Source organism: Pseudorhodobacter ferrugineus DSM 5888 (genome assembly GCF_000420745.1).
Classification (GTDB): Bacteria; Pseudomonadota; Alphaproteobacteria; order Rhodobacterales; family Rhodobacteraceae; genus Pseudorhodobacter; species Pseudorhodobacter ferrugineus.
Genome location: NZ_ATVN01000020.1, coordinates 16,262 through 36,914 on the forward strand (window position 1 = coordinate 16,262; position 20,653 = coordinate 36,914).

Sequence of the window (20,653 nt, forward strand, 5' to 3'; positions counted from 1 at the left end):
CGCAGCGCGTGCGGGGCCTTTTTGCTGTTCTGGCGGTTCGCGTTAACCGTTGATACGGATCCGTTCGTTGGCGGGATCGAACGGGCTGTCTTCGACCACCACAGCGTCCCATTCTTTCAGCAGCATTTTTACCTTTAGCTTGGTGCCAACGGCGGCCAAATCGGGCGTGACATAGCCCATGCCGATTTGTTTGTTGAACGCGACCGACCAGCCGCCGGAGGTGAGGCGGCCCACTTTTTTGCCGTTCACAAAAATCGCCTCTTTGCCCCACGGGTCGGCATCCTCTGGGCCGTCGATCAGGACGGTCACGCATTTGGCACGGATGCCTGTGTCGATCATGGCCTGTTTGCCTTGGAAGTCTTTGGAGAGGTCGATGAAACGGTCAAGCCCTGCCTCCATCGGCGTGGCATCACGGCCAAGTTCGGTGCCGAAAGCGCGGTAAGATTTTTCCTGACGCAGCCAGTTTTGGGCGCGGGCACCGACGAGTTTCATGCCATGTTTCTCGCCCGCTTTTAGCAGGAGATCCCACAGGTAGCGGTTCATCTCAATCGGGTGGTGGAGTTCCCAGCCGAGTTCGCCCGTATAGGCCACGCGGATCGCGTTGACGGGGCACATGCCGAGTTCGAGCTTGCGCGCGGTCAGCCATGGGAAGCGTTTGTTTGAAAGAACCGTGTCAGCATCGGCATCCTTGACGATTTCACGCAGGATTTTGCGGGCGTTGGGGCCAGCGATGGCGAAGACGCCCCATTGGGTGGTGACGTCGTTGATTTCCACATGCGCGCCGCCTGCCGCGATGAAATCTTCGGCGGATTTGCGCATATAATCGGCGTCATAGCTGGTCCATGCGCCAGCGGACACGAGGTAATAGTCATTTTCCGCATTGCGAACGATGGTGTATTCGGTGCGGGTGGTGCCTGTTGGCGTCAGCGCATAGGTCAGGTTGATGCGGCCAATGCTGGGCAATTTGTTGCAGGTGAACCAGTCGAGGAAGGCCGTGGCCCCTGCCCCGCGCACGGTGTGTTTGGTGAAGGCGGAGGCGTCGATGAGGCCAGCGGTATCGCGCAGGGCCGTTGCCTCGGCCTTGGCGTATTGCCACCAGTCGCCACGGCGGAAGCTGCGGGAATTATGGTCGAAATCGGCAGGGGCGTCCAGCGGGCCGTAATAGTTGGGGCGCTCCCAGCCGTTCACGAAACCCATTTGCGCGCCCAAAGCGATTTGTTTGTCGTAAACGGGGGTGGTGCGTAGGGGGCGGCAGGCCTCGCGTTCCTCATCGGGGTGGTGGAGGATGAAGACGTGGTCGTAACATTCTTCATTCTTGCGGGCGGCGTATTCGGTGGTCATCCAACTGCCATAGCGGCGCGGGTCGAGGGAGGCCATGTCAATCTCGGCCTCGCCTTGCGTCATCAGTTGGGCGAGGTAATAGCCGGTGCCGCCAGCGGCGGTGATACCGAAGGAAAAGCCTTCGGCGATCCACATGTTGCGCAGGCCGGGCACGGGGCCGACCAGCGGGTTACCATCGGGGGTATAGCAGATCGGGCCGTTGAAATCATCTTTCAAACCAACGGGTTCGCTGGATGGCAGGCGGTGGATGAAGTCCATGTATTCCTGTTCGATCCGGTCCAAGGCAAGGGGGAACAGATCGGCGCGGAAGCTGTCGGGGACGCCGTATTCGAAACGCGCAGGTGCGCCTTTTTCATAGGGGCCAAGGATCCAGCCGCCACGTTCTTCGCGGACGTACCATTTCGCATCGGCGTCGCGCAGCACGGGGTGTTCGGGGTTGTTTTTGCGGTATTCGACCAGCATCGGGTCGGGTTCGGTGACGATGAACTGGTGTTCCACCGGGATCGCGGGAATTTTGATGCCCAGCAGGCGGGCGGTGCGTTGGGCGTGGTTGCCGGTGGCGGTGACGACATGTTCGGCGTGAATCTCAAACGTTTCTTCGGATGGGATCAGGTTGCCGCCTTTATCAACCATCTTGGTGCAAGACACGATCCATTCGGTACCGGTCCAGCGGTAGGCATCAACTTGGATTTTACGCTCGATCGTCGCGCCATGTTGGCGGGCCCCTTTGGCCATAGCTTGGGTCACATCGGCAGGGTTGATGTAGCCGTCTTGTGGGTGGAAAAGTGCACCCACAAGATCATCAGTGCGCACCAGTGGCCAGCGTTCCTTGATCTGCGCGGGCGTCATGAATTCGTGGTAAACATCGGCGCTGTCGGCAACGGCGGAATAGAGCATGTATTCATCCATGCGGGCCTGATGTTGGGCCATGCGCAGGTTGCCAACCACGGCGAAACCGGCGTTCAGGCCTGTTTCTGCCTCCAATGATTTATAGAAATCAACGGAATATTTGTGGATATGGGTCGTGGCGTAGGACATGTTGAACAAGGGCAAAAGGCCCGCCGCGTGCCATGTGGAGCCGGAGGTGAGTTCATCGCGTTCGACCAGCATCGTGTCCCAGCCCGCCTTGGCCAGATGATAGGCGATCCCGTTTCCGACGGCACCACCGCCGACGACCAAAGCTTTGACATGCGTTTTCATGAGGCGACTCCCTGAGCGCGAATTTTGCCCATATGTGCCCGATTGTGAGGTGGCTGGGCAATATGGCCCGACCGATTGCAGATAAAAACGACATTGGCCGCGTTCTGATGGGGTTTGGCGTGGGGCGCGGGCGGGATTTAGGTATTTGGGCCAAGATGAAATGGGGGATGGACTGTCTGGGCCTAACGTTCCTTCGGGTGACTGCGCGCCAAACGCAGCATTTTATCTAGGTCTTGAAGATATGAGGCCAATTCTTCGGCGCCTTCGCCTTTTCCCAAAACGGGCGACCAGAGTTGAATGTAGACACGCAATGGAGGAGGAATATTGTCGCCGTTTGCGGGTCGCAGCGTGAGGACATCACAAAGCTCCGGCCTGCACCGCATGAAGACATAACTTTCTGCCAATATAGGTTTCTTGGAGACGAGCATCTTGTCATAATAGGAATCGGCCAACCGCCAAAATGACGGGCTGAAATCGGTTCTCAGCGCCTCTGGAATTTGCGGTGGGTCAATTTCAGGAAGCGTAGCTGTTTCGTCGTTGTAAACGTAATAGCGCAGTGAATCGAGCAATGAGTATTTACTCGATCCCAAGCGAAACGGGTATAGGTATGGATAGACCCACATAAGGTTGGAATACCGGTTTCGTTCAGCCGCCTCATCCATCCCAAACCATTGAAACAATTCGCCACAACATTTGCTAAACTGAATTCCGAGATTGCTGAATTTGCGCCTTGGCATATCAGGCGTTTCTTCCAGATTTCCGCCAAACAGCTCCAGCCGCTCTTTCTTGGGGTCAATTGTCTGTCAATCAGGATAGGTCAGTCTGCGCATTGGAAAGTAGTATACTGCCCGCCAAAACTTGCTGTGAGATGATCCATCGGAAAGTCTGCGCAGGCATGCTCTTGGCACATATCTTGCCACTTGTTGTAGCGTTCCGGATCGGCTGTGACAGGTTGCGCGAGGGCCTGCAGGGTGATGAGCATTCCCGCGAGGAGCGTTGCACAGGCTGACAAGGTTTTGGGGCGTTGTGGCATGTTTGGGGGGCCGTTCTTCGAGGTCGCGCACCACAGGTTGCGAGAGGAGGTTTAGCGGGATTTCAGGGGGGCGATGACCACCGATGCGGTGAAGATCAGGGCGGCGACGGCGATGATCGAGGGGCCAGCGGGGGTGTCGAAATGCAAGGACAGTTGCAGGCCTGCCAGCACCGAGACTGCGCCGATTATGACGGCCAGCAGCGCCATGACCTCGGGGCTGCGGGACAGGCTGCGGGCGCTGGCTGCGGGGATGATGAGCATGGCGGAGATGAGGAGGGCGCCGACGATTTTGAGGGCGACGGCGACGGTGATGGCAAGTGCTACGGTCAGGGCAAGGCGTTCACGGTCGGGGTTGAGGCCGGAGGCGTGGGCGAGATCTTCGGACAGGGTTGTGGTGAGCAGCGCTTGCCAGCGCCAGAGGAGCAAGGCTGTGATGACGGCGGCCCCAGCCCAGACATAGGCGAGGTCGGTTCTGGACACAGCAAGGATGTCACCGAACAACAGGCCCGACAGATCGGCGCGCACACCCGGTACAAAGCTGATGGCGACAAGGCCGAAGGCCAGCGCAGAGTGTGCCAGCACGCCAAGCGTGGTATCGACCGCCCAGCCGCGCGCCGACAGCGCCGAGACGGTCAACGCCATGGCCAGCGCTACGAACATCGTGCCAAGCCCGATGGGCAGCGACAGCGCCAGTGCCAGCGCCACGCCAAGGATCGCCGCGTGGCTGGTCGCATCGCCGAAATAGGCCATGCGCCGCCAGACGACAAAAGCGCCAAGCGGGCCAGTGGCCACGGCCACGCCGATGCCTGCAAGGGCGGCGCGGGTTAGGAAATCATCAAGCATGTTTGTGCGGCTCTTTTTGGGTTTCGGTGTGGTGGCTGTGCCCGTGGTCATGACCGCAGTTGGGGCCGTGTACATGCGTCAGGCTGGGCCCGTGGCTGTGGTCATGGTCGTGACGGTAGAGCGCCAGCGCGCCTTGGGTGCCAAAGCCGAACAGGGCGCGGTATTCGGGGGCATCGCGCACCACATCCGGCGTGCCTTCGCAGCAGATATGGCCGTTCAGGCAGATCACGCGGTCGGATGCGGCCATGACGACGTGCAGGTCGTGGCTGACGAGCAAGACTGCGGCACCGGTATCACGGCGGACATCGGCGATGAGTTGGTAAAACGCCGCCTCACCCGGTTGGTCAAGGCCTTGGGTGGGTTCGTCGAGGATCAGGATGTCGGGTTCATTGAGCAAGGCGCGGGCGAGGAGGACGCGTTGAAGCTGGCCCCCCGAAAGGTCCGCGAGTTGGCGGTTTTCAACGCCCGCCACGCCGCAGCGGGCAAGAACCGCCGTGGCCTGCGCATCGGTGCAGCGCTGGGGGAGCGAGAGGAACCGCCGCGCGGTCATCGGGATGGGGCGGTCGATGTGCAGGCGTTGCGGGACATAGCCGATGCGCAGGTTTGGCGCGCGGTTGAGGGTGCCTGCGGCCAGCGGTTGAATGCCCAGAATGGCGCGTAGAAGGGTGGATTTTCCCGAGCCGTTGGGGCCAACAATGGTAACGATTTCAGCGGGTTGAACAGCCAAAGAGACGCCGGACAATATATCTGTGCTGCCAAAGCGGACGGTGATGTTTTGGGCGGCAATCAGGGTCATGCGGCGACCTTGCATTTGGGGCAAAGACCCAATGCCTCGATGCTGGTGCGTTCTACGGTAAAGCCTGCCGCATGGGCTGCGGCATCCAATGCGGCGCGGACGGGTTCGGCGGCGGTTTCGGCCAGCGCGTTGCAGCCGCGGCAGATCAGGAACACGGGCGCGTGGTCGGTTTCGGGGTGCATACAGGCGGCAAAGGCGTTGAGGCGGCGGACCTTGTGGGCCAGCCCGTGTTCGACCAGAAATTCCAGCGCGCGGTAGGCGACGGGCGGCTGTTTGCCAAAGCCCGCCTCGGCCAACTTGTCCAGCACCTCATACGCACCAAGGGCGCGGTGTTCGGCCAGCAGGATTTGCAGGGTTTGGCGGCGCACGGGCGTGAGGCGTTGTTTGCGCAGGGCAAGAATGCCTTCGGCGCGGGCAAGGCCATCGGTGGTGCAATGGCTGTGATCGTGGGTGTCGAACGCGTTGGGTTGGTTTGGCATTTCGCCTCTTGACATGTTATAGCATAACGTATTTTAGGTTATAGCATAACATAAGCCGCTTGGCGCGGTACTACAAGACAGGAGTTTTTCGATGCGTACCTTAATAACATGTGCAGCGGCCGTGCTGATTGGCCAATCAGCATTGGCCGACGCCCCCAAGGTGGTAACAGACTTTGGCCCCGTGCATTCCTTGGTGTCGATGGTGATGGGCGATTTGGGCGCGCCCGAGGTTTTGCTGCCGATGGGCGGCAATGCGCATGATTTCCAGTTGCGCCCAAGTCAGGCGCAAAGTTTGGCAGCGGCGGATCTGATCATTTGGGTTGGGCCCGAGATGACGCCGTGGCTGGGCCGCGCAATGGACGGTTTGGGCAAAGGCGAAGGCTTGGCGCTGTTGGACGCGCCGGGGACGCTGACGCGCAGCTTTGCCGAGACGGCCGAAATGGCCGAGGGCGATGCGGATGAGCATAAGGGCCATGACCACGCGGATGAGGCCAAGGATGAACATGCAGAGGAGCATGAGCATTCGCATGACGGGGTGGATCCGCATGCGTGGTTGAACCCGCAGAACGCGCAAATCTGGTTGGGCCTGATTGCCGAGGCATTGGCCGCTGCAGACCCAGCACAGGCCGCTGTCTATCGGGCAAACGCTGTCGCGGCGCAGGCCAAAGTTGACGGGATCGAGGCTGAGGCGCGCGCAATGCTTGCGCCCGTAGAGGGGAAGGCCTTTGCGACCAACCACGCCGCCTATGGCTATTTCGTGGATCATTTCGGCCTGAAATTTGCAGGCAGCCTGCGCGAGAGTGATGCAGCGGCATCGGGTGCGGCGCATATTGCGGCCTTGCAAAAGACGTTGCAGGAGGATGGCGTGGTCTGTCTGTTCCCCGAGGCCAATCACAGCGCCGAAAGCGTGGCGCAGATGGCCGAGGCAACGGGTGTGCGGATCGGTGCGCCGCTGGACCCCGAAGGCACGGCGATTGCCCCCGGTGCTGATTTGTACGGTGCCCTGCTGCTGGGGTTGGCCAAGTCGCTGGCCGATTGCATGGTCGCGCAATAGGTCAGTCAGTCACCCGCAGCATGGCGGGGCCTGCATCTGTGTAACCAATAATCGCCGCGGGTTCGCCTGCGGCGATTAGCGTTTTCAGAATGGTTTGTGCGTGGTCCTGCGGCACGGTCGCCAGCAAACCGCCTGCGGTTTGCGGATCATAGAGCAAGGCGGTGCGGGGGCCGATGGGCGCAGCGATTTGCCCCAAGCACAGCGCGCGGTTGGCGGGCGCGATCGAGGAGGCATAGCCTTGGTCGGCCAAGGCCTGCGCGCCCGCAAGCAGTGGGACGGCGTTCAGGTCAATCGTGGCCGACAGCCCCGCCCCTTGCAGCATTTCCAACAGGTGCCCCGCAAGGCCAAAGCCGGTGACATCGGTCATGGCGGTGGCGTGGGGGGACAGGATTTGGGACGCCGTGGCAAGCGGGTGCTGCATGGAGGCAAAGCAAGCTGTGACCACCTCGCCCAGCATCCTGTCATCCAAGCGTGCGGTGGCCATTTCGGCGGCAAGGATGGTGCCGGTGCCGATGGGTTTGGTCAGGATAATCGCATCGCCAACCTGCGCGCCGGTTTTGCGGATGGGGGTGTCGGCCAGACCCGTGATCGAAAACCCGATGGTCAGTTCGGCCCCGATCGAGGTGTGACCGCCAAGGATATCAGCCCCCGCTGCGCCAAACACATCGGCAGCAGCGGTTAGAATTTCGGCCAGCATGTCAGCCTGAAGCGCCGCGCCAAGGCGGGGCAACGTGATTTGTGACAGGGCCGATTGCGGATGTGCGCCCATCGCCCAAATGTCGCCCAGCGCGTGAATGGCGGTGATCCGTGCCATCAAAGCGGCATCATGGGTGAAGGCGCGCAGATGGTCGGTGGTCAGGACTTGGACACCTTTGGCCAGTTGCAAAATACCCGCATCATCGCCCGGACCGGACAGGACATCGGGGCGCGTTGGGGCGGGCAGGTTTTGAAGGGCAGTGCCCAAGGTGGCCCCCGCAACCTTGGCACCGCAACCGCCACACAGGGGCTTTTCGCCCAAGGCATCGGCCAGACCCGCCACGGCGTCTTTGGGCAGCGCAGGCAGGGGCATGGTTGGGTAATCGGCAAATTTCGCCATGAATTTGCGGTCGATCCCGTCTTTCCAGCGCCACAGCCATGCGCCCTCAAACCGCAGGCCGAGCTTATCGGCCACGGCGTGTTTTCGGCCTGTCGAGATAAGTTTGAGATAGTCGCGCTGGGGCTGATACTGGCGCAAGGGCGCACCGGACAGCGCTGCACGCAGGTTGTGAAACAGGAAAGGCGCTTGGCGCACCGCGAAAACGCCCGCTTTGGGGCGCGGGGCATAGGCCATATGGGCGCAGTCACCTGTGGCAAAGATCGCGGGATCCGAGCTTTGCAGGCTGGGCGAGATGGTGACAAAGCCGTTGTGCAAGGTCAGGCCGGTATCTGCCAACCACGCCTGTGGCTGCGCGCCTGCGACCGACAGGGTGAAATCGGATGGCAGGGTTTGGCCATTGGTCAAGGTTACGCTGTGCGGGGCGATGGTGCTGGGTTCAACGCCGGTCAGCAAGGTCACACCGTAATGCGCAAGCTGGGCCAAAAGGGCGGCGCGCGCGCCTGCGCCGATATTCGGCAAGACGGTATCTGCCCGTTCCAGCAAGGTAATGTAGGGAGTGCGCCCGCTGGTTTGCAAACGGTGGGCCGAGGCCAAGGCAAGTTCGACCCCGCCCACCCCTGCCCCGATGATGACCAATTGCGGCGCTTGCGGGGCCGATTTTACAAAGGTTTCCCAGCGTTCGGCATAGCCGCCAAGCGGTTTGGCAGCGACGGCATTATCATCAAAGCCCGCCAGATCGGGCAGGTTTGACGCGATGCCGATGTCGATAGAGGCAACATCATAGTGCAAGCGGCGGCCATTTTGCAAAATCACCTGCTGGGCGGTGCGGTCCAGCCCCACAGCGCGGCCCATGACCACACGCGCGCCTGCGAAACGGCCAAGGCGCACAAGGTCGATCATCATCTCGGCCCGTGTGTAATGGCCTGCGATATGGCCGGGCAGCATGCCGGTATAGGGGGCGACGGGGCCGGGGTTGATAACCGTGACGCGGGTGCCCGGCTGGGGGGTCATCCCCCATTTGCGCAAGACAAGCGCATGGGCGTGGCCGCCGCCGATCAGCACGAGATCTTTCAGTTGGGGCCATGTTTGGGCGTGCATTTTGGGGTTCGCTTTTGGGGTCGGGGTTTGAAGGCGGCGTTCGGCTTTGGGGGCGACCCTACCCCTGCGCCGCAGAAATTGCGATAGGGCACGGGGCCACAGTTGCGTGACGGGTGTGTCGCGCGCTAGGCTGGTTGGCAGCCTGCCTTTAGGCCCGCGAACCCGAACAAGGAACACCCCGATGGCCCGTCAGGCCAACCGCCTTAGTGTCACCCAAAAGCTGCGGTTGAACGGATCGCTTGCCGCGTCAATCCGCGTGTTGCGCTTTGATGCGTCGGGGTTGACGCGCTATCTGGAAGAACAAGCCAGCACGAACCCGCATCTGGTGATTGCCCCTTCGCCTGTTGACCCCGCGCAATGGTTGCCGCGCTGGACCACCGCCTTTGCCGCGCAGGGGGTCAGCAGATATGACGGACCGGACAGCGGTGCGCTGTTGCAGGCCCCCACGCTGGGGCTGATTGCCCATGTCACGCGCGAAATTGAACAGTCGGTGACCAGTGCAAGCGACCGCAATATTGCCTTTGCGTTGATGCAGGCGTTGGAGCCGTCGGGGTGGTTGGGGCGCAACGTTGATGCCATCGCTGCCGAAGCGGGGTTTAGCGCGGCGGACGGATTGCGCGTGTTGCAAAGGTTGCAAGGGATTGAACCCACGGGGCTTTTCGCGCGCAATTTGGCGGAATGCCTGCGCTTGCAGGCCGAGGAGGCAGAGTGCCTTGACCCCGTGATGGCCTGCGTGTTGGAGCATCTGGATATGCTTGCCTCGGGCGAGATTGAGCGGCTTGCCACGCTGTGCGGTGTAGGGCCGCCCGAAATTATGCTGCGGTTGCGGCGGATTCGCGGGTTTGACCCCAAGCCCGGGGCGCAGTTCGGCCAGAATGCAGCCCCTGTGCGCGAACCTGATTTGATGGTGACGCGCGGCCCGACGGGGTGGATGGTCAGCCTGAACCGTTCGGCCTTGCCGGATGTGCAGATCAATGATGATGCAGAGGGCGGGGCTGGCAGTTTGACCGCCGCGCGGGATGTGCAGCGCATTGTGGCCAGCCGCAACCACACCTTGTTGCGCATTTCGCAAGATATTTTGAAGCGGCAAGAAGACATAATCACCCAAGGATTTGTTGCGCTGAAGCCAATGACGATGCAAGAGATCGCCGATGGGTTGGATTTGCATGTCAGCACGATAAGCCGCGCGGTGGCGGGTGTGTCTGTCGATGGCCCGCGTGGCACGGTTTGGATACGCGCGATGTTCACGGCGGGTTTGGGAGATGGGACAGGCGGGGTAGCGGGGGGGGCGATCCGCGCGCGGTTGCTGAACCTGATCCGCGCCGAGGACCCGAAGCATGTGCAAAGCGATCAGGTCCTGGCCGAGGCGCTTTCGCAGCCGGACGCGCCTGTCGCGCGCCGAACGATCGCCAAATACCGCGCCTTGTTGAACATTCCGCCTGCGCATCAGCGGCGCAAGCAGGCGAACAGGGTTTAAGACAGTCATTTTGCACAGTTGCGGCAGATTTGGTCGGTTGCGGCTGGCCAAAGGGTCAGAATCCGTCCTAAATCGCACAGGTCCGGGATGACGGGCGGCAGAGGACATAAGCGCGACATGGGTCTTTTTCTGGGTGTTGATACGGGCGGAACCTATACGGATGCCGTGATCTTGAACAGCGAAACGGATCAGGTGATGGGCAAGGCCAAGTCCCTGACCACGCGCAAGGATTTGTCGCAGGGGATTGGCCGCGCGGTCGATGCCGCACTTGCGGCAGCACAGGTGGCCCCGCAGGATGTGGCGATGGTGTCGCTGTCGACGACCCTGGCGACCAATGCGCTGGTCGAGGGGCAAGGCGGGCGTGTCGCGCTGGTGTTCATCGGGTTTGATGACGGCGATCTGGAACGCGGCGGGTTGCGTGAGGCGCTGGGTGGCGATCCGGTTATCCGGATTGCGGGCGGGCATGGCCATGCGGGGCAGGAGTTTGCGCCGCTGGACCTTGCGGGGCTGCAACTGGCGCTGGTCGATCACGGGGTCATGGGCTTTGCCGTGGCGTCGCGGTTTGCCACCCGCAACCCCGCGCATGAACTGGCCGCGCGTGAGATGATCCGGCGCATCACGGGGCGGCCTGTGACCTGTTCGCATGAATTGTCGGCCAATCTGAACGGGCCGAAACGGGCGTTGACGGCGGTGCTGAATGCGCGGTTGATCGGGATGATCGACCGTTTGGTGACGGCTTGCGAAAGCCACAACACCAAGCGCGGGATTACCGCCCCCTTGATGGTGGTGCGCGGTGACGGGGCGCTGATTTCGGCGGCAATGGTGCGTGAACGGCCGATCGAGACGATTCTGTCCGGCCCTGCCGCGTCGATTGTGGGGGCACGCTGGTTGACGGGGGCCGATGATGCGCTGGTGTCGGATATTGGCGGGACGACCACGGATGTGGCGCTGCTAAAGGACGGATTGCCCGAGATTGACCCCTTGGGCGCGCGGGTGGGCGGATACCGCACGATGGTTGAGGCGGTGGCGATGCGGACCACGGGCCTTGGGGGGGACAGCGAGGCGCATTTGATTACGGAAGGGTTGGACGGCGGGTTCACCCTTGGGCCACGGCGGTTGATCCCTGTGTCGCTGCTGGCGGTCGATCACGGGCCGATGGTGCATGACGCGCTGGACCGCGCGCTGTCACAAGACGCGGTGGGCGAACATGACGGGCGGTTCGTGGTGCCGATGGGATTTGAGGCGAACGGGCTGACGGCGCGCGAGGCAGGGTTGCTGGCGCGGATCACCCAGCCGATGCCACTGGCCGCCGCGTTTACATCGCGGCTGGAGGTGGCGGCGATGGACCGACTAGTCGCGCGCGGGTTGGTGATGCTGGCAGGGGTTACGCCATCGGATGCCAGCCATGTGCTGGGCGGGCTGACGGATTGGGACGGGGTGGCGGCGGAAAAGGCCGTGCGATTGCTGGCAAAACGGCGCAACGGGCGCGGTGAACGGGTGGCACCGGATGCGCCAACGCTTGCGCAAGCGATTGTGGATCAGTTGACCGAACAAACCGCGACTTGCCTGTTGGAAGCGGCGTTTGGCGAAGACCCTGCCTTTGCGGGCGAGGATGGCGCTGTGTTGGCCCAGCACCCGCTGTTGCGGGCGGGATTGGCCCAACATCGCGGGATTATTGAGGTTTCCGCGCGGATTGGCGTGCCTGTCATCGGGCTTGGGGCGTCTGCGCCCTATTACTATGGCGCGGTTGGGGTGCGGTTGGGGGCCAAGATGATCTTGCCCGAACATGCCGGCGTGGCCAATGCGATTGGCGCGGTGGTCGGCCAAATCAGCCAACGCGCGACAGGTGTGGTATCATCAGCGGGTGAAGGGCAGTTCACCGCACACTTGGCTTACGGCCCCGAACGGTTCACCACCAAAGAGGCCGCGATGGGCGCGATGTTGGCGGCATTGACCGACGATGCAGCGGCGCGCGCGCGGCTGGCGGGGGCGGATGAGTTGCTGATCACAACCACCAAGGATGTGCGTGAGGCCGAGGTGGAAGGGCGTGCGATGTTTATCGAGGCCACAATCAGCGTTACCGCATCGGGGCGGCCACGGGTGGCCCATGCGACCGAGGCTGTGGTGGACGGCGAGGTCGGTGTGCGCGGGACGGTTTACGGGGCTGTGTAAAATCGGGTGCCGAATTGGGGCGGCCCGAATTAGGGGGCAATTGCTGCGACGTGCAGGAAACCCGCCGATTCCCTCTTGACGCCCCGCGCCCACCCCCTTAACCACCCGCCTTAAGTGGCGAGGTAGCTCAGCTGGTTAGAGCACACGACTCATAATCGTGGGGTCGACGGTTCAAGTCCGTCTCTCGCCACCACTTACCCCCTTTTCGAATTGCAGTTTGGCGGTGTTGCGCCGATGGGTCTGCGCCTGCAATTTTGGCAGGATGAAAGCGGGGATAATATCGGCTAGTGTCCGTGGCATGATGGTAGCGGGTCACGCATGATGGATATACCGACACTTGCCGCGTTCCGGTTTGGATATGGCTTGCCTGCGGGGGCGGCCACGGCCGATGCTGTGCTGGCAGGATTGTTTGCACCGGATGATATGGCCGCGCGACACCAGACGATCGGGCTTGGCGATGCCCTGCCCCTGATGGCGCGGGCGCATGAGGCACGAAAAATGTTGCGCCAAGATGCGACACAGCGCGCTGCCTATAGAACCGCCATACGCGAGGTGACGGCTGCCGCCGAGGCCGGTGTGCGGGCGCAGTTTGCGCGCTGTCTGGATGCACCGATTGGGTTTCGCGAGCGGCTGACCGCCTTTTGGGCCGATCATTTCACCACCAAGGCGCGGTCGGCTGCCGAACGCCCCCTGCCCGGGACGCTGGTGCATGATGCGCTGCGCCCGCATGTGACGGGGCGGTTTGCGGATATGCTGATTGCGGCCACCTTGCACCCTGCGATGCTGGTGTTTTTGGACCAGTCGGCATCTGTCGGACCCTTGTCGCCGGTGGGTAAACGGCGCAATCGCGGGGTGAATGAAAACCTTGCGCGCGAGGTGATGGAGCTGCACAGCCTTGGCGTGACAGCCGATTACGGGCAAGCCGATGTGCGGCAAATGGCCTTGCTGTTGACGGGATTGGACAGCAATTTGCGCGACGGTTTTGTGTTCCACCCCGACCGCGCCGAACCGGGGGCCGAGGTGGTTTTGGGGACATCTTATGGCGGTGACGGGCTGGACCCGATCAAGGCCGCGCTGACCGACCTTGCCCGCCACCCCGCAACGGCGGCGCATATTGCGGGAAAACTGGCGGTGCATTTTGTGTCGGATGCGCCCGACCCCGATTTGGTGCGCGCGATGACCGCGACCTATCTGGAAACGGACGGCGACTTGCTGGCAGTTTATGGCTCGATGCTGAACCATCCGTCGGCATGGGTGCCGGAGTTGATGAAAGCGCGACAACCGGTTGAATTTGTGCTGGCGGCATTGCGCTCGCTGGGCATGACGGGGGATGATTTACAGCGCATGGGCAGCGGGCCGTTTTCGCGGATGATTTTAAAGCCGATGGGCCGGATGGGGCAGGATTGGCAACAGCCCGTGGGGCCGGATGGTTGGGCCGAAGAGGCCGAGGCCTGGATCACGCCGCAGGGGTTAAGTGCGCGGATCACTTGGGCGATGGAGGTGCCGGGGCGGCTGGTGCGGCCGATGCCCGATCCGGTGGCGTTTGCCCGCCGCGCGCTGGGGTCTGCGGCAGACGAGCGGGTGCTGTGGGCCGTGGCACGGGCGGAATCGACGCGCGAAGGGGTGGGGCTGGTCCTTGCCGCGCCCGCGTTTAACCGGAGGTAGGGCTGTGGACAGACGCCAGTTTTTGCGCGGAATGACGGTGGCGGGGTGTTCGGCAGCGGCGCATCCGCTTTTGACCTCGGTTACTTTGGCGACGGGGCGCGGTTTGGGGGAAAACCGGCTTGTGGTGGTCATTTTGCGCGGGGCGATGGACGGGTTGGATGTGGTACAGCCTGTGGGCGACCGTGATTTCGCGGGGCTGCGGCCGGATTTGCCCGCCAGTGCGATGATGTTAAGCGGACCATTCGCGCTGCACCCTGCGCTGGGCGGGCTGCAAGGGTTGTGGCAGGCGGGGCAGCTGGGGTTTGTACAGGCAACATCAACGCCTTACCGCGACAAACGCAGCCATTTTGACGGGCAATCGCTGCTGGAAGCGGGCACAGGCATGGATGTGGCATTGGGCGCGCAGCGCGATGGGTGGTTGAACCGGATGCTGCAAACGGTGCCTGGATTATCGGCGGAAACCGCCTATGCGGTGGGACGAGAGGCGTTGCCGTTGCTGGCGGGGCGGGGCCCAAGCCGCGCCTGGACGCCGGATGTCAGCCTTGTGCTGTCGTCGCAGGCGCAGGGGTTGCTGGACCATATTTACCACGAAGATGATTTGTTCCGCGAGGCGGGGATGGAGGCTTTGGAGCTGTCGTCCGAGCTGTCGGGCCGTGCGCCGCGCGCCGCGCGCGAAGTGTCGGGTGGCAAGGGATTGGGCGAGGACCGCGCGTGGCCCGATATCGACGGGTTGGTCGATTTTGCTGCTGGCCGGTTGGTGGGTGACACGCGGATCGCGGCGTTCTCATTGGCAGGATGGGATACGCACCGCAACCAGAACGGCGCAATTGCGCGGCCCTTGTCGCGGTTGCAGCGGGTTATTTTGCGGATGCAGGCGCAGATGGGGGCCGATGTTTGGGGCCGAACGACCCTGATTGCGATGACCGAATTTGGCCGCACCGTGCGGCAAAATGGAACGGGCGGAACCGATCACGGCACAGGCGGCGCGATGGTGCTGGCGGGCGGTGCGCTGCGCGGCGGGTCGGTTTATGGTGATTGGCCCGGGCTGTCTGAGGCTGCCCTCTATGACCGCCGTGACCTGATGCCGACGTCGGACGTGCGGGCCTGGGCTGCGTGGTCCATGCGCGGGCTGTTCGGGCTGGAGCGCGCTGTGTTGGAACGCGCTGTGTTTCCGGGGCTGGATATGGGGGCGGACCCCAAGTTGATTTTATAGCCGTATCCAACGGTCAGGTGGCGCAGATGGCTATTGTCGTTTGGGCGCCTGCGCCGCATAACGATGGCACCTTTCCTGTGTACGGGGCGCGCATTTCATGACCAAAGACCTTTCAAATTGGGTGCCGCCAGCGGCCCCTGCGGGGGCCATGCTGACAGGGCCGCATGTGGTGTTGGAGCGGTTGGATGCCGATTTGCACGCGGCCGATTTGCACCGCGCCTTTACCGGCCATGATGCGCTGTGGGATTATATGCCTTACGGGCCGTTTACATCTGCAGCAGCCTATCACCGTTGGGCCAAGGAAATGGCGGCGCTGGACGACCCGCATTTTTATGTGTTGCGCAATGTGGCCACGGGCCATTGCGGCGGGATTGCCAGTTATTTGCGCATTACCCCTGCGGCGGGATCAATCGAGGTGGGGCATATCTGCATCAGCCCCGAACTGCAAAAATCGGTTCATGCGACCGAGGCGATGTTTTTGATGATGCAATGGGCGTTTGATGCGGGCTATCGGCGGTACGAATGGAAATGCAACGCGGCCAACATGGCGTCACGCCGCGCGGCACAGCGGTTCGGGTTTTCCTATGAAGGGATTTTCCGGCAAGCGGCCGTGATTAAAGGACGCAACCGTGACACCGCGTGGTTTTCGGTGATCGACAGCGAATGGCCAGCGCTGCGCGAGGCGTTTTTGGCTTGGCTTGCCCCGTCGAATTTTGGCCCAAACGGCCAGCAGCGTGAAAGCCTGAGCGACTTGACGCGGTTGGTGCGGGCCAATGATGACCCGGGTTTGCGCGGCTGACCCTATAACGGGTCGCTTGGATTTGCGGCAAAAGGATCGCCGAGCGAGCGGATTCTTTGCTGCAAGATATGGCCCAAGCCTGCCAATGCCGCATCCGAGGTTTGGGCCTGTGCGGCAGCCCCTTCAAGCGCCGTATCGTGGCAACTGCGGGCAATACCGCGGATGAAATTCATGACATAGCTTTTCGGGCCAAGAACGCCATTTGCGACCATGTCGGCAGCATGGATCAGATCATCTTGCAACGCTTGGGTGTCGGGGTGGATGGTTTGTTTTGCCAGCGGTGCGGGTGGCGGTACCTGCCCTGTCAGATGTTGCAAAACCGCGCTTTGAAACCCTGCCAGACTGTCCAACGGCTTTTCCAAGAACCCCGCAGCCCCTGCACGCATGGCACCTGACCAACCATCGGGGTCGCCGCTGGTCGCCAAGACGACACATGCGCCTGCGTCGTGCTTCGTAAGCTCGCGGATAAGATCGACACCGTTACCATCAGGCAAGCCAAGATCGACCAGCACCACATCGGGGCGGTAGACAGCCAGATGGCGGCGCGCGGCAGCCAGTGTTTCGGCACGGCGCAATCGCACGCCACTGCGCTGGCACAAAAGGCGCAACGCCTCAGACGCGAAACGGCTGTCTTCGACCGCAAGCATAGTGACGCCAGACAAAGGCAACAGGTTTGCAGGACGGATTGCGGCAAAGCCAGGCCCTGCGGGCAGCGAGAACGGGAGCGGAGATGGCATATTTAGATCCTTCGCCATTGGGAAACCACCCGCTTATCTGACGCCCAAACCCCCTAAGGATTGGTGAATCAATCCCAAAAAAAACGACTTTGGTCACAAGGTTTCCTGCGGCAGTCCGCCCTCTTGCCCTGCGCCCGCACAAACCGCATAAAGCGAGGACATTCGTCACCACGGAGCCCCCTATGATTGGACGACTAAACCATGTTGCCATAGCTGTGCCCGATCTGGACGCGGCTGCGGCGCAGTATCGCAACACGCTGGGGGCCACTGTGGGCCCTGCACAAGATGAACCCGCCCACGGGGTGACGGTGGTGTTTATCACCTTGCCCAACACCAAAATCGAGTTGCTGTATCCCTTGGGGGAAAACTCGCCCATCAACGGGTTTTTGGAAAAAAACCCGAGCGGCGGGATTCACCATATCTGCTATGAGGTGGATGATATTCTGGCCGCGCGTGATCATCTGCTAGCCAGCGGCGCGCGGGTTTTGGGCAGCGGAGAGCCAAAGATTGGCGCACATGGCAAGCCTGTGCTATTCCTGCACCCCAAGGATTTTAACGGCTGTCTGGTCGAACTGGAGCAAGTATGAGCATTTCCGCCGCCATCGTTATGTTTGCCGTGTGTTGGTTCATGACGTTTTTCGTCGTGTTACCGCTGCGGTTCAAATCGCAAGGAGATCTAGGGGTTGTCGTGCCCGGAACGCCCGCCAGCGCGCCTGCCGGATTTGTGGTGAAGCGCAAAGCATGGATCACCACCATTGCCGCCACCGTGATCTGGCTGATCTTGTGCGCCATCATCCTGTCGGGCAAAATTTCGGTGCGCGATTTCGACTTTATGGACCGGATGCCACCCGCGACGACGCTGAACTGATTATCGTTGCTGTTCCATCGCGTGCAAGCGGTGGAACAGATGGGTAAAGGTTGCGGCGCCCAACACCGGGATCAGCAGGTTGACGAAGGGGATGGATAAGGGGGCGGCCATCAGCCCGCCTGCCCACCACACCGTCAGCCAATGGCGTTTGCGCAGCGCTTTTGCGGCCTGTCGCCCCATGCGCCGTGCCGCGATCAGAGTGAAATATTCACGGCCCAGCAACAGCCCGTTCACCGCCCAAAACACCACAGGGATGAACGGCCCCGCAAAAGCGTAGAGGATCAGCGCCAGCACGTTGACGGTGACCAGTAGGGCAAAGAAATTCAGCGTATCAATGGCCGCATCGCCAAAGCCTTGCTTTTGCGCGGGGCCAAGGGCGGGATAATGCGCATCCTCGACCGCTTGGGCCACGTCATCGAGGAACAGTGAGGTAAAGGCCGAGGCGACGGGCATCATCAGGAAAACCGAGAGCACGATCATCAGCAGTGCCGAGCCCCAGCTGAGGAGCGTGTCGACGCCCGCGACGGGGCCGACAAAGGGGATAGTGATGCTGTCAGGGACAAAGGCTTGGATGGCCGCAAGGAAGCCCGCGTAAACGCCTATGAGCAGCGCCAGCGTTAGGCCCAAGCCCCACAAAAGGACGCGGCGAAAGCGGGGGGCGGAAAGTTGGCCGAGCGCCTTGAGGAAATCGGAAAAGATCACTGGGCCACCCATTCGACCACTGCGCCAAGGTCGGGGCGCGGGCGTTCGGGGGGCATGTTGGTGGGGGTGCCGATGTGGATGATGCCTGCGACGGTTTCATGGGGGGCTGTACCAAAGGCGGCATTGGTGAAACCTGCGTCATGTGACGGCCAACCCGACAACCAGTTCGCGCCCCAACCAGCGGCCAGTGCCGCGTTCAGTAAGGACAGGCACACGGCACCGGCGGAATAGACCTGTTCGACGGCGGGGATTTTATCGGAGGGTTTGGGGCTGGAAATAACGGCAACCGCAAGGTTTCCGGTTTCGAACTGCGCCGATCCCTTGGCGGTTTTTTCGGCGTCATAACCCAATGTGGCAGCGCGGGCCGTGGCAAGGGTTGCAATCCGCGCCAAAGCGCCTTTTTCCAGCACCAAAAGCCGCCAGGGTTCCAGCTTGCCATGATCGGGCACGCGCAAGGCGGCGGTGAGCAATGGCATCAGCGCCGCGCGGTTGGGCACAGGTAGGCCCAGCATTTTGGCAGGCACCGAGCGGCGGGTTTGCAGGAAATTGGTTGCTGTGATGTCTGTCTGTGCCATGTGCCGCCCTTTACTTTGCCCCCTTGATGTCGGGGTTTACGGGCGGCAGGTCAAGGGGCTGCTGTGCCTAGGCCGTTAGCCCAGCGCATAGCCCGCCCCGCGCACGGTGCGCACAGGGTCATCGCCGCCGTGTTGGCACAAGGCTTTGCGCAAGCGGCCGACATGCACGTCTACCGTGCGGGTATCGACGTAAATATCGCGGCCCCAAACGCGGTCAAGCAGTTGATCGCGCGCAAACACACGGCCCGGTTTTTCCATAAAGGTGGACAGCAACCGAAATTCGGTCGGGCCGAGTTTCAGCACCTTGTCACCTCGGTAAACACGGTGGGTTTCGGCATCCAGCCTAATATCTTGATATTCCAGCACGATGCCCATCGTGGCGGGGCGCGCGCGGCGCAGGTTTGCCCGCACCCGCGCCATAAGTTCGACCACCGAATAGGGTTTGACGACGTAGTCATCCGCCCCTGTTTCCAGCCCCCGCACGCGGTCCACTTCCTCGGCGCGGGCGGATAGCATGATAACGGCAATGGCGCGGGTTTCGGGGGCAGCTTTCAAGCGGCGGCACACCTCTATCCCCGACACAAGCGGCAGCATCCAATCCAGCACGATCAGGTCGGGGGGGGATTCGGCGACCAGCATCAAGGCTTCTTCGCCATCCGCGGCTTGGATCACGGTAAAGCCTTCGGCCGCAAGGTTATAGGCCAGCACTTCGCGTTGGGCGGGTTCATCCTCGACCAGTAAAACGGTGGGCTTTTCGGCCATCAGCTTTGCACCCCTTTAACGCTGGTTGTCATGTCGGCCTTTGGGCGGGCCTCTTCGGGCAGCGCGCCTGTGACCAGATAGATCACCTGTTCGGCGATGCCCGTGGCATGGTCGCCCACCCGTTCGATGTTTTTGGCGATGAAATGCAGGTGCATGCAGGCACTGATATTGCGCGGATCTTCCATCATATGCGTCAGAAATTCGCGAAACAGGGCGTTATACATCTGGTCCACCTCGGCGTCACGGGCGCGCACGTTGGCGGCCAGTTCAACATCGCGCTGGATCAGGCTGTCGAGCGCGTCTTTCAGCTGCGATTCCACGGCCTTGGCCATACGGCGGATTGCCCCTGCGGCCCCGCCGATTTGGGGCATTTGCGACAGAACGACCGAGCGTTTGGCGAGGTTTTTGGCATAATCGCCGCAGCGTTCCAAGGACGCCGCGATTTTCATCACCGTCAGCACGGTGCGCAGATCGCCTGCCGTGGGGGCGCGCAGGGCGATAATGCGCGCGGCCTCAACGTTAATCTGTTCTTCCAGCGCGTCGATGGCTTTGTCACCGGCGCGGATGGCGGCGGCGAGTTCATCATCGCGGGTCTCTAAGGCCACGGCGGCGTCGAGCAAAGCCGCCTCGACCAGCCCGCCCATTTTCAGAACCAGCGCTTGCACGGCCTCTAGGTCGCGGTCAAAGGCGCGGGCGATATGGGGGTCTTTTTGCATGGTATCTATCCTTTAACCAATTCAGCC

At 61.9% G+C, this 20,653-nt stretch carries 19 protein-coding genes and 1 tRNA gene; 9 read left to right on the plus strand and 11 right to left on the minus strand.

All coding sequences use genetic code 11. From position 1 onward, the window contains the following. Positions 1-42 precede the first annotated feature (42 nt). The 5 genes from G560_RS0115440 to G560_RS0115465 all read right to left on the minus strand — a co-directional run bounded on the left by G560_RS0115440 (position 43) and on the right by G560_RS0115465 (position 5,692). Positions 43-2,541, minus strand: a complete 2,499-nt coding sequence (locus G560_RS0115440; protein WP_022705203.1) for a GcvT family protein — start codon at positions 2,539-2,541, stop codon at positions 43-45. A 182-nt stretch (positions 2,542-2,723) separates the two neighbouring features. Then, a complete protein-coding gene (locus tag G560_RS21095) occupies positions 2,724-3,278 on the minus strand; it encodes a hypothetical protein (RefSeq protein WP_162140875.1) in 555 nt (184 codons plus the stop codon). A gap of 347 nt (positions 3,279-3,625) precedes the next feature. After that, positions 3,626-4,417: a metal ABC transporter permease gene (locus G560_RS0115455; protein ID WP_022705206.1), complete on the minus strand. Its 792-nt coding sequence runs from the start codon at positions 4,415-4,417 to the stop codon at positions 3,626-3,628. Then, positions 4,410-5,213, minus strand: a complete 804-nt coding sequence (locus tag G560_RS0115460; protein WP_022705207.1) for a metal ABC transporter ATP-binding protein — start codon at positions 5,211-5,213, stop codon at positions 4,410-4,412. Before G560_RS0115460 ends, G560_RS0115455 begins: the two co-directional genes overlap by 8 nt. Then, positions 5,210-5,692 carry a Fur family transcriptional regulator gene (locus G560_RS0115465; protein WP_022705208.1) on the minus strand — a complete coding sequence of 161 codons (483 nt, stop codon included), beginning with the start codon at positions 5,690-5,692 and terminating at the stop codon, positions 5,210-5,212. Before G560_RS0115465 ends, G560_RS0115460 begins: the two co-directional genes overlap by 4 nt. 91 nt (positions 5,693-5,783) lie before the next feature. On the opposite strand from G560_RS0115465, the gene G560_RS0115470 reads away from it, so the two are divergent. Then, on the plus strand, positions 5,784-6,746 hold the full coding sequence (locus G560_RS0115470; RefSeq protein WP_022705209.1) for a zinc ABC transporter substrate-binding protein: 963 nt from the start codon (positions 5,784-5,786) through the stop codon (positions 6,744-6,746). A 1-nt stretch (position 6,747) separates the two neighbouring features. Here the strand turns inward: G560_RS0115470 and selD are convergent, their stop codons facing one another. Then, entirely contained in the window at positions 6,748-8,940 is a 2,193-nt protein-coding gene (gene selD, locus G560_RS0115475; RefSeq protein WP_022705210.1) for a selenide, water dikinase SelD, read from the minus strand. Between the two features lie 181 nt (positions 8,941-9,121). On the opposite strand from selD, the gene rpoN reads away from it, so the two are divergent. The 6 genes from rpoN to G560_RS0115505 all read left to right on the plus strand — a co-directional run bounded on the left by rpoN (position 9,122) and on the right by G560_RS0115505 (position 16,266). Next, a complete protein-coding gene (rpoN, locus tag G560_RS0115480) occupies positions 9,122-10,417 on the plus strand; it encodes an RNA polymerase factor sigma-54 (protein ID WP_022705211.1) in 1,296 nt (431 codons plus the stop codon). A 117-nt stretch (positions 10,418-10,534) separates the two neighbouring features. After that, positions 10,535-12,589: a hydantoinase/oxoprolinase N-terminal domain-containing protein gene (locus G560_RS19490; protein WP_022705212.1), complete on the plus strand. Its 2,055-nt coding sequence runs from the start codon at positions 10,535-10,537 to the stop codon at positions 12,587-12,589. Between the two features lie 116 nt (positions 12,590-12,705). After that, positions 12,706-12,782: transfer RNA gene (locus G560_RS0115490), tRNA-Met, on the plus strand. A 125-nt stretch (positions 12,783-12,907) separates the two neighbouring features. Then, complete coding sequence (locus G560_RS0115495) at positions 12,908-14,254, plus strand: DUF1800 domain-containing protein (RefSeq protein ID WP_022705213.1); 1,347 nt, start codon at positions 12,908-12,910, stop codon at positions 14,252-14,254. A gap of 4 nt (positions 14,255-14,258) precedes the next feature. After that, positions 14,259-15,467 (plus strand): DUF1501 domain-containing protein, encoded by a 1,209-nt coding sequence (locus G560_RS0115500; protein ID WP_028914163.1) that lies wholly within the window; start codon positions 14,259-14,261, stop codon positions 15,465-15,467. 97 nt (positions 15,468-15,564) lie between these two features. Further along, positions 15,565-16,266, plus strand: coding sequence for a GNAT family N-acetyltransferase (locus G560_RS0115505; RefSeq protein ID WP_022705215.1), 702 nt, complete (start codon positions 15,565-15,567; stop codon positions 16,264-16,266). 2 nt (positions 16,267-16,268) lie between these two features. On the opposite strand, the gene G560_RS0115510 is transcribed toward G560_RS0115505, so the two are convergent. Further along, the gene (locus G560_RS0115510; protein ID WP_050525252.1) at positions 16,269-17,003 is read right to left on the minus strand and encodes a response regulator; all 735 of its coding nucleotides are present in this window, start codon (positions 17,001-17,003) and stop codon (positions 16,269-16,271) included. Positions 17,004-17,185: 182 nt separating this feature from the next. Here G560_RS0115510 and mce point away from each other — a divergent pair, with 182 nt between their 5' ends. Together mce and G560_RS0115520 are read left to right on the plus strand one after the other, a co-directional pair. Next, positions 17,186-17,590: a methylmalonyl-CoA epimerase gene (gene mce, locus G560_RS0115515; protein ID WP_022705217.1), complete on the plus strand. Its 405-nt coding sequence runs from the start codon at positions 17,186-17,188 to the stop codon at positions 17,588-17,590. Then, the gene (locus G560_RS0115520) at positions 17,587-17,871 is read left to right on the plus strand and encodes a DUF1467 family protein (protein ID WP_022705218.1); all 285 of its coding nucleotides are present in this window, start codon (positions 17,587-17,589) and stop codon (positions 17,869-17,871) included. The genes mce and G560_RS0115520 overlap by 4 nt, the downstream gene beginning before the upstream one ends. On the opposite strand, the gene G560_RS0115525 is transcribed toward G560_RS0115520, so the two are convergent. The 4 genes from G560_RS0115525 to phoU all read right to left on the minus strand — a co-directional run bounded on the left by G560_RS0115525 (position 17,872) and on the right by phoU (position 20,626). Then, positions 17,872-18,585 (minus strand): EI24 domain-containing protein, encoded by a 714-nt coding sequence (locus G560_RS0115525; RefSeq protein ID WP_022705219.1) that lies wholly within the window; start codon positions 18,583-18,585, stop codon positions 17,872-17,874. Further along, a complete protein-coding gene (locus tag G560_RS0115530) occupies positions 18,570-19,148 on the minus strand; it encodes a nitroreductase family protein (RefSeq protein ID WP_022705220.1) in 579 nt (192 codons plus the stop codon). The genes G560_RS0115525 and G560_RS0115530 overlap by 16 nt, the downstream gene beginning before the upstream one ends. 75 nt (positions 19,149-19,223) lie before the next feature. Next, positions 19,224-19,913: a phosphate regulon transcriptional regulator PhoB gene (gene phoB, locus G560_RS0115535; RefSeq protein WP_028914166.1), complete on the minus strand. Its 690-nt coding sequence runs from the start codon at positions 19,911-19,913 to the stop codon at positions 19,224-19,226. Continuing rightward, positions 19,910-20,626 (minus strand): phosphate signaling complex protein PhoU, encoded by a 717-nt coding sequence (gene phoU / locus G560_RS0115540; RefSeq protein ID WP_022705222.1) that lies wholly within the window; start codon positions 20,624-20,626, stop codon positions 19,910-19,912. Before phoU ends, phoB begins: the two co-directional genes overlap by 4 nt. Positions 20,627-20,653: the final 27 nt, after the last annotated feature.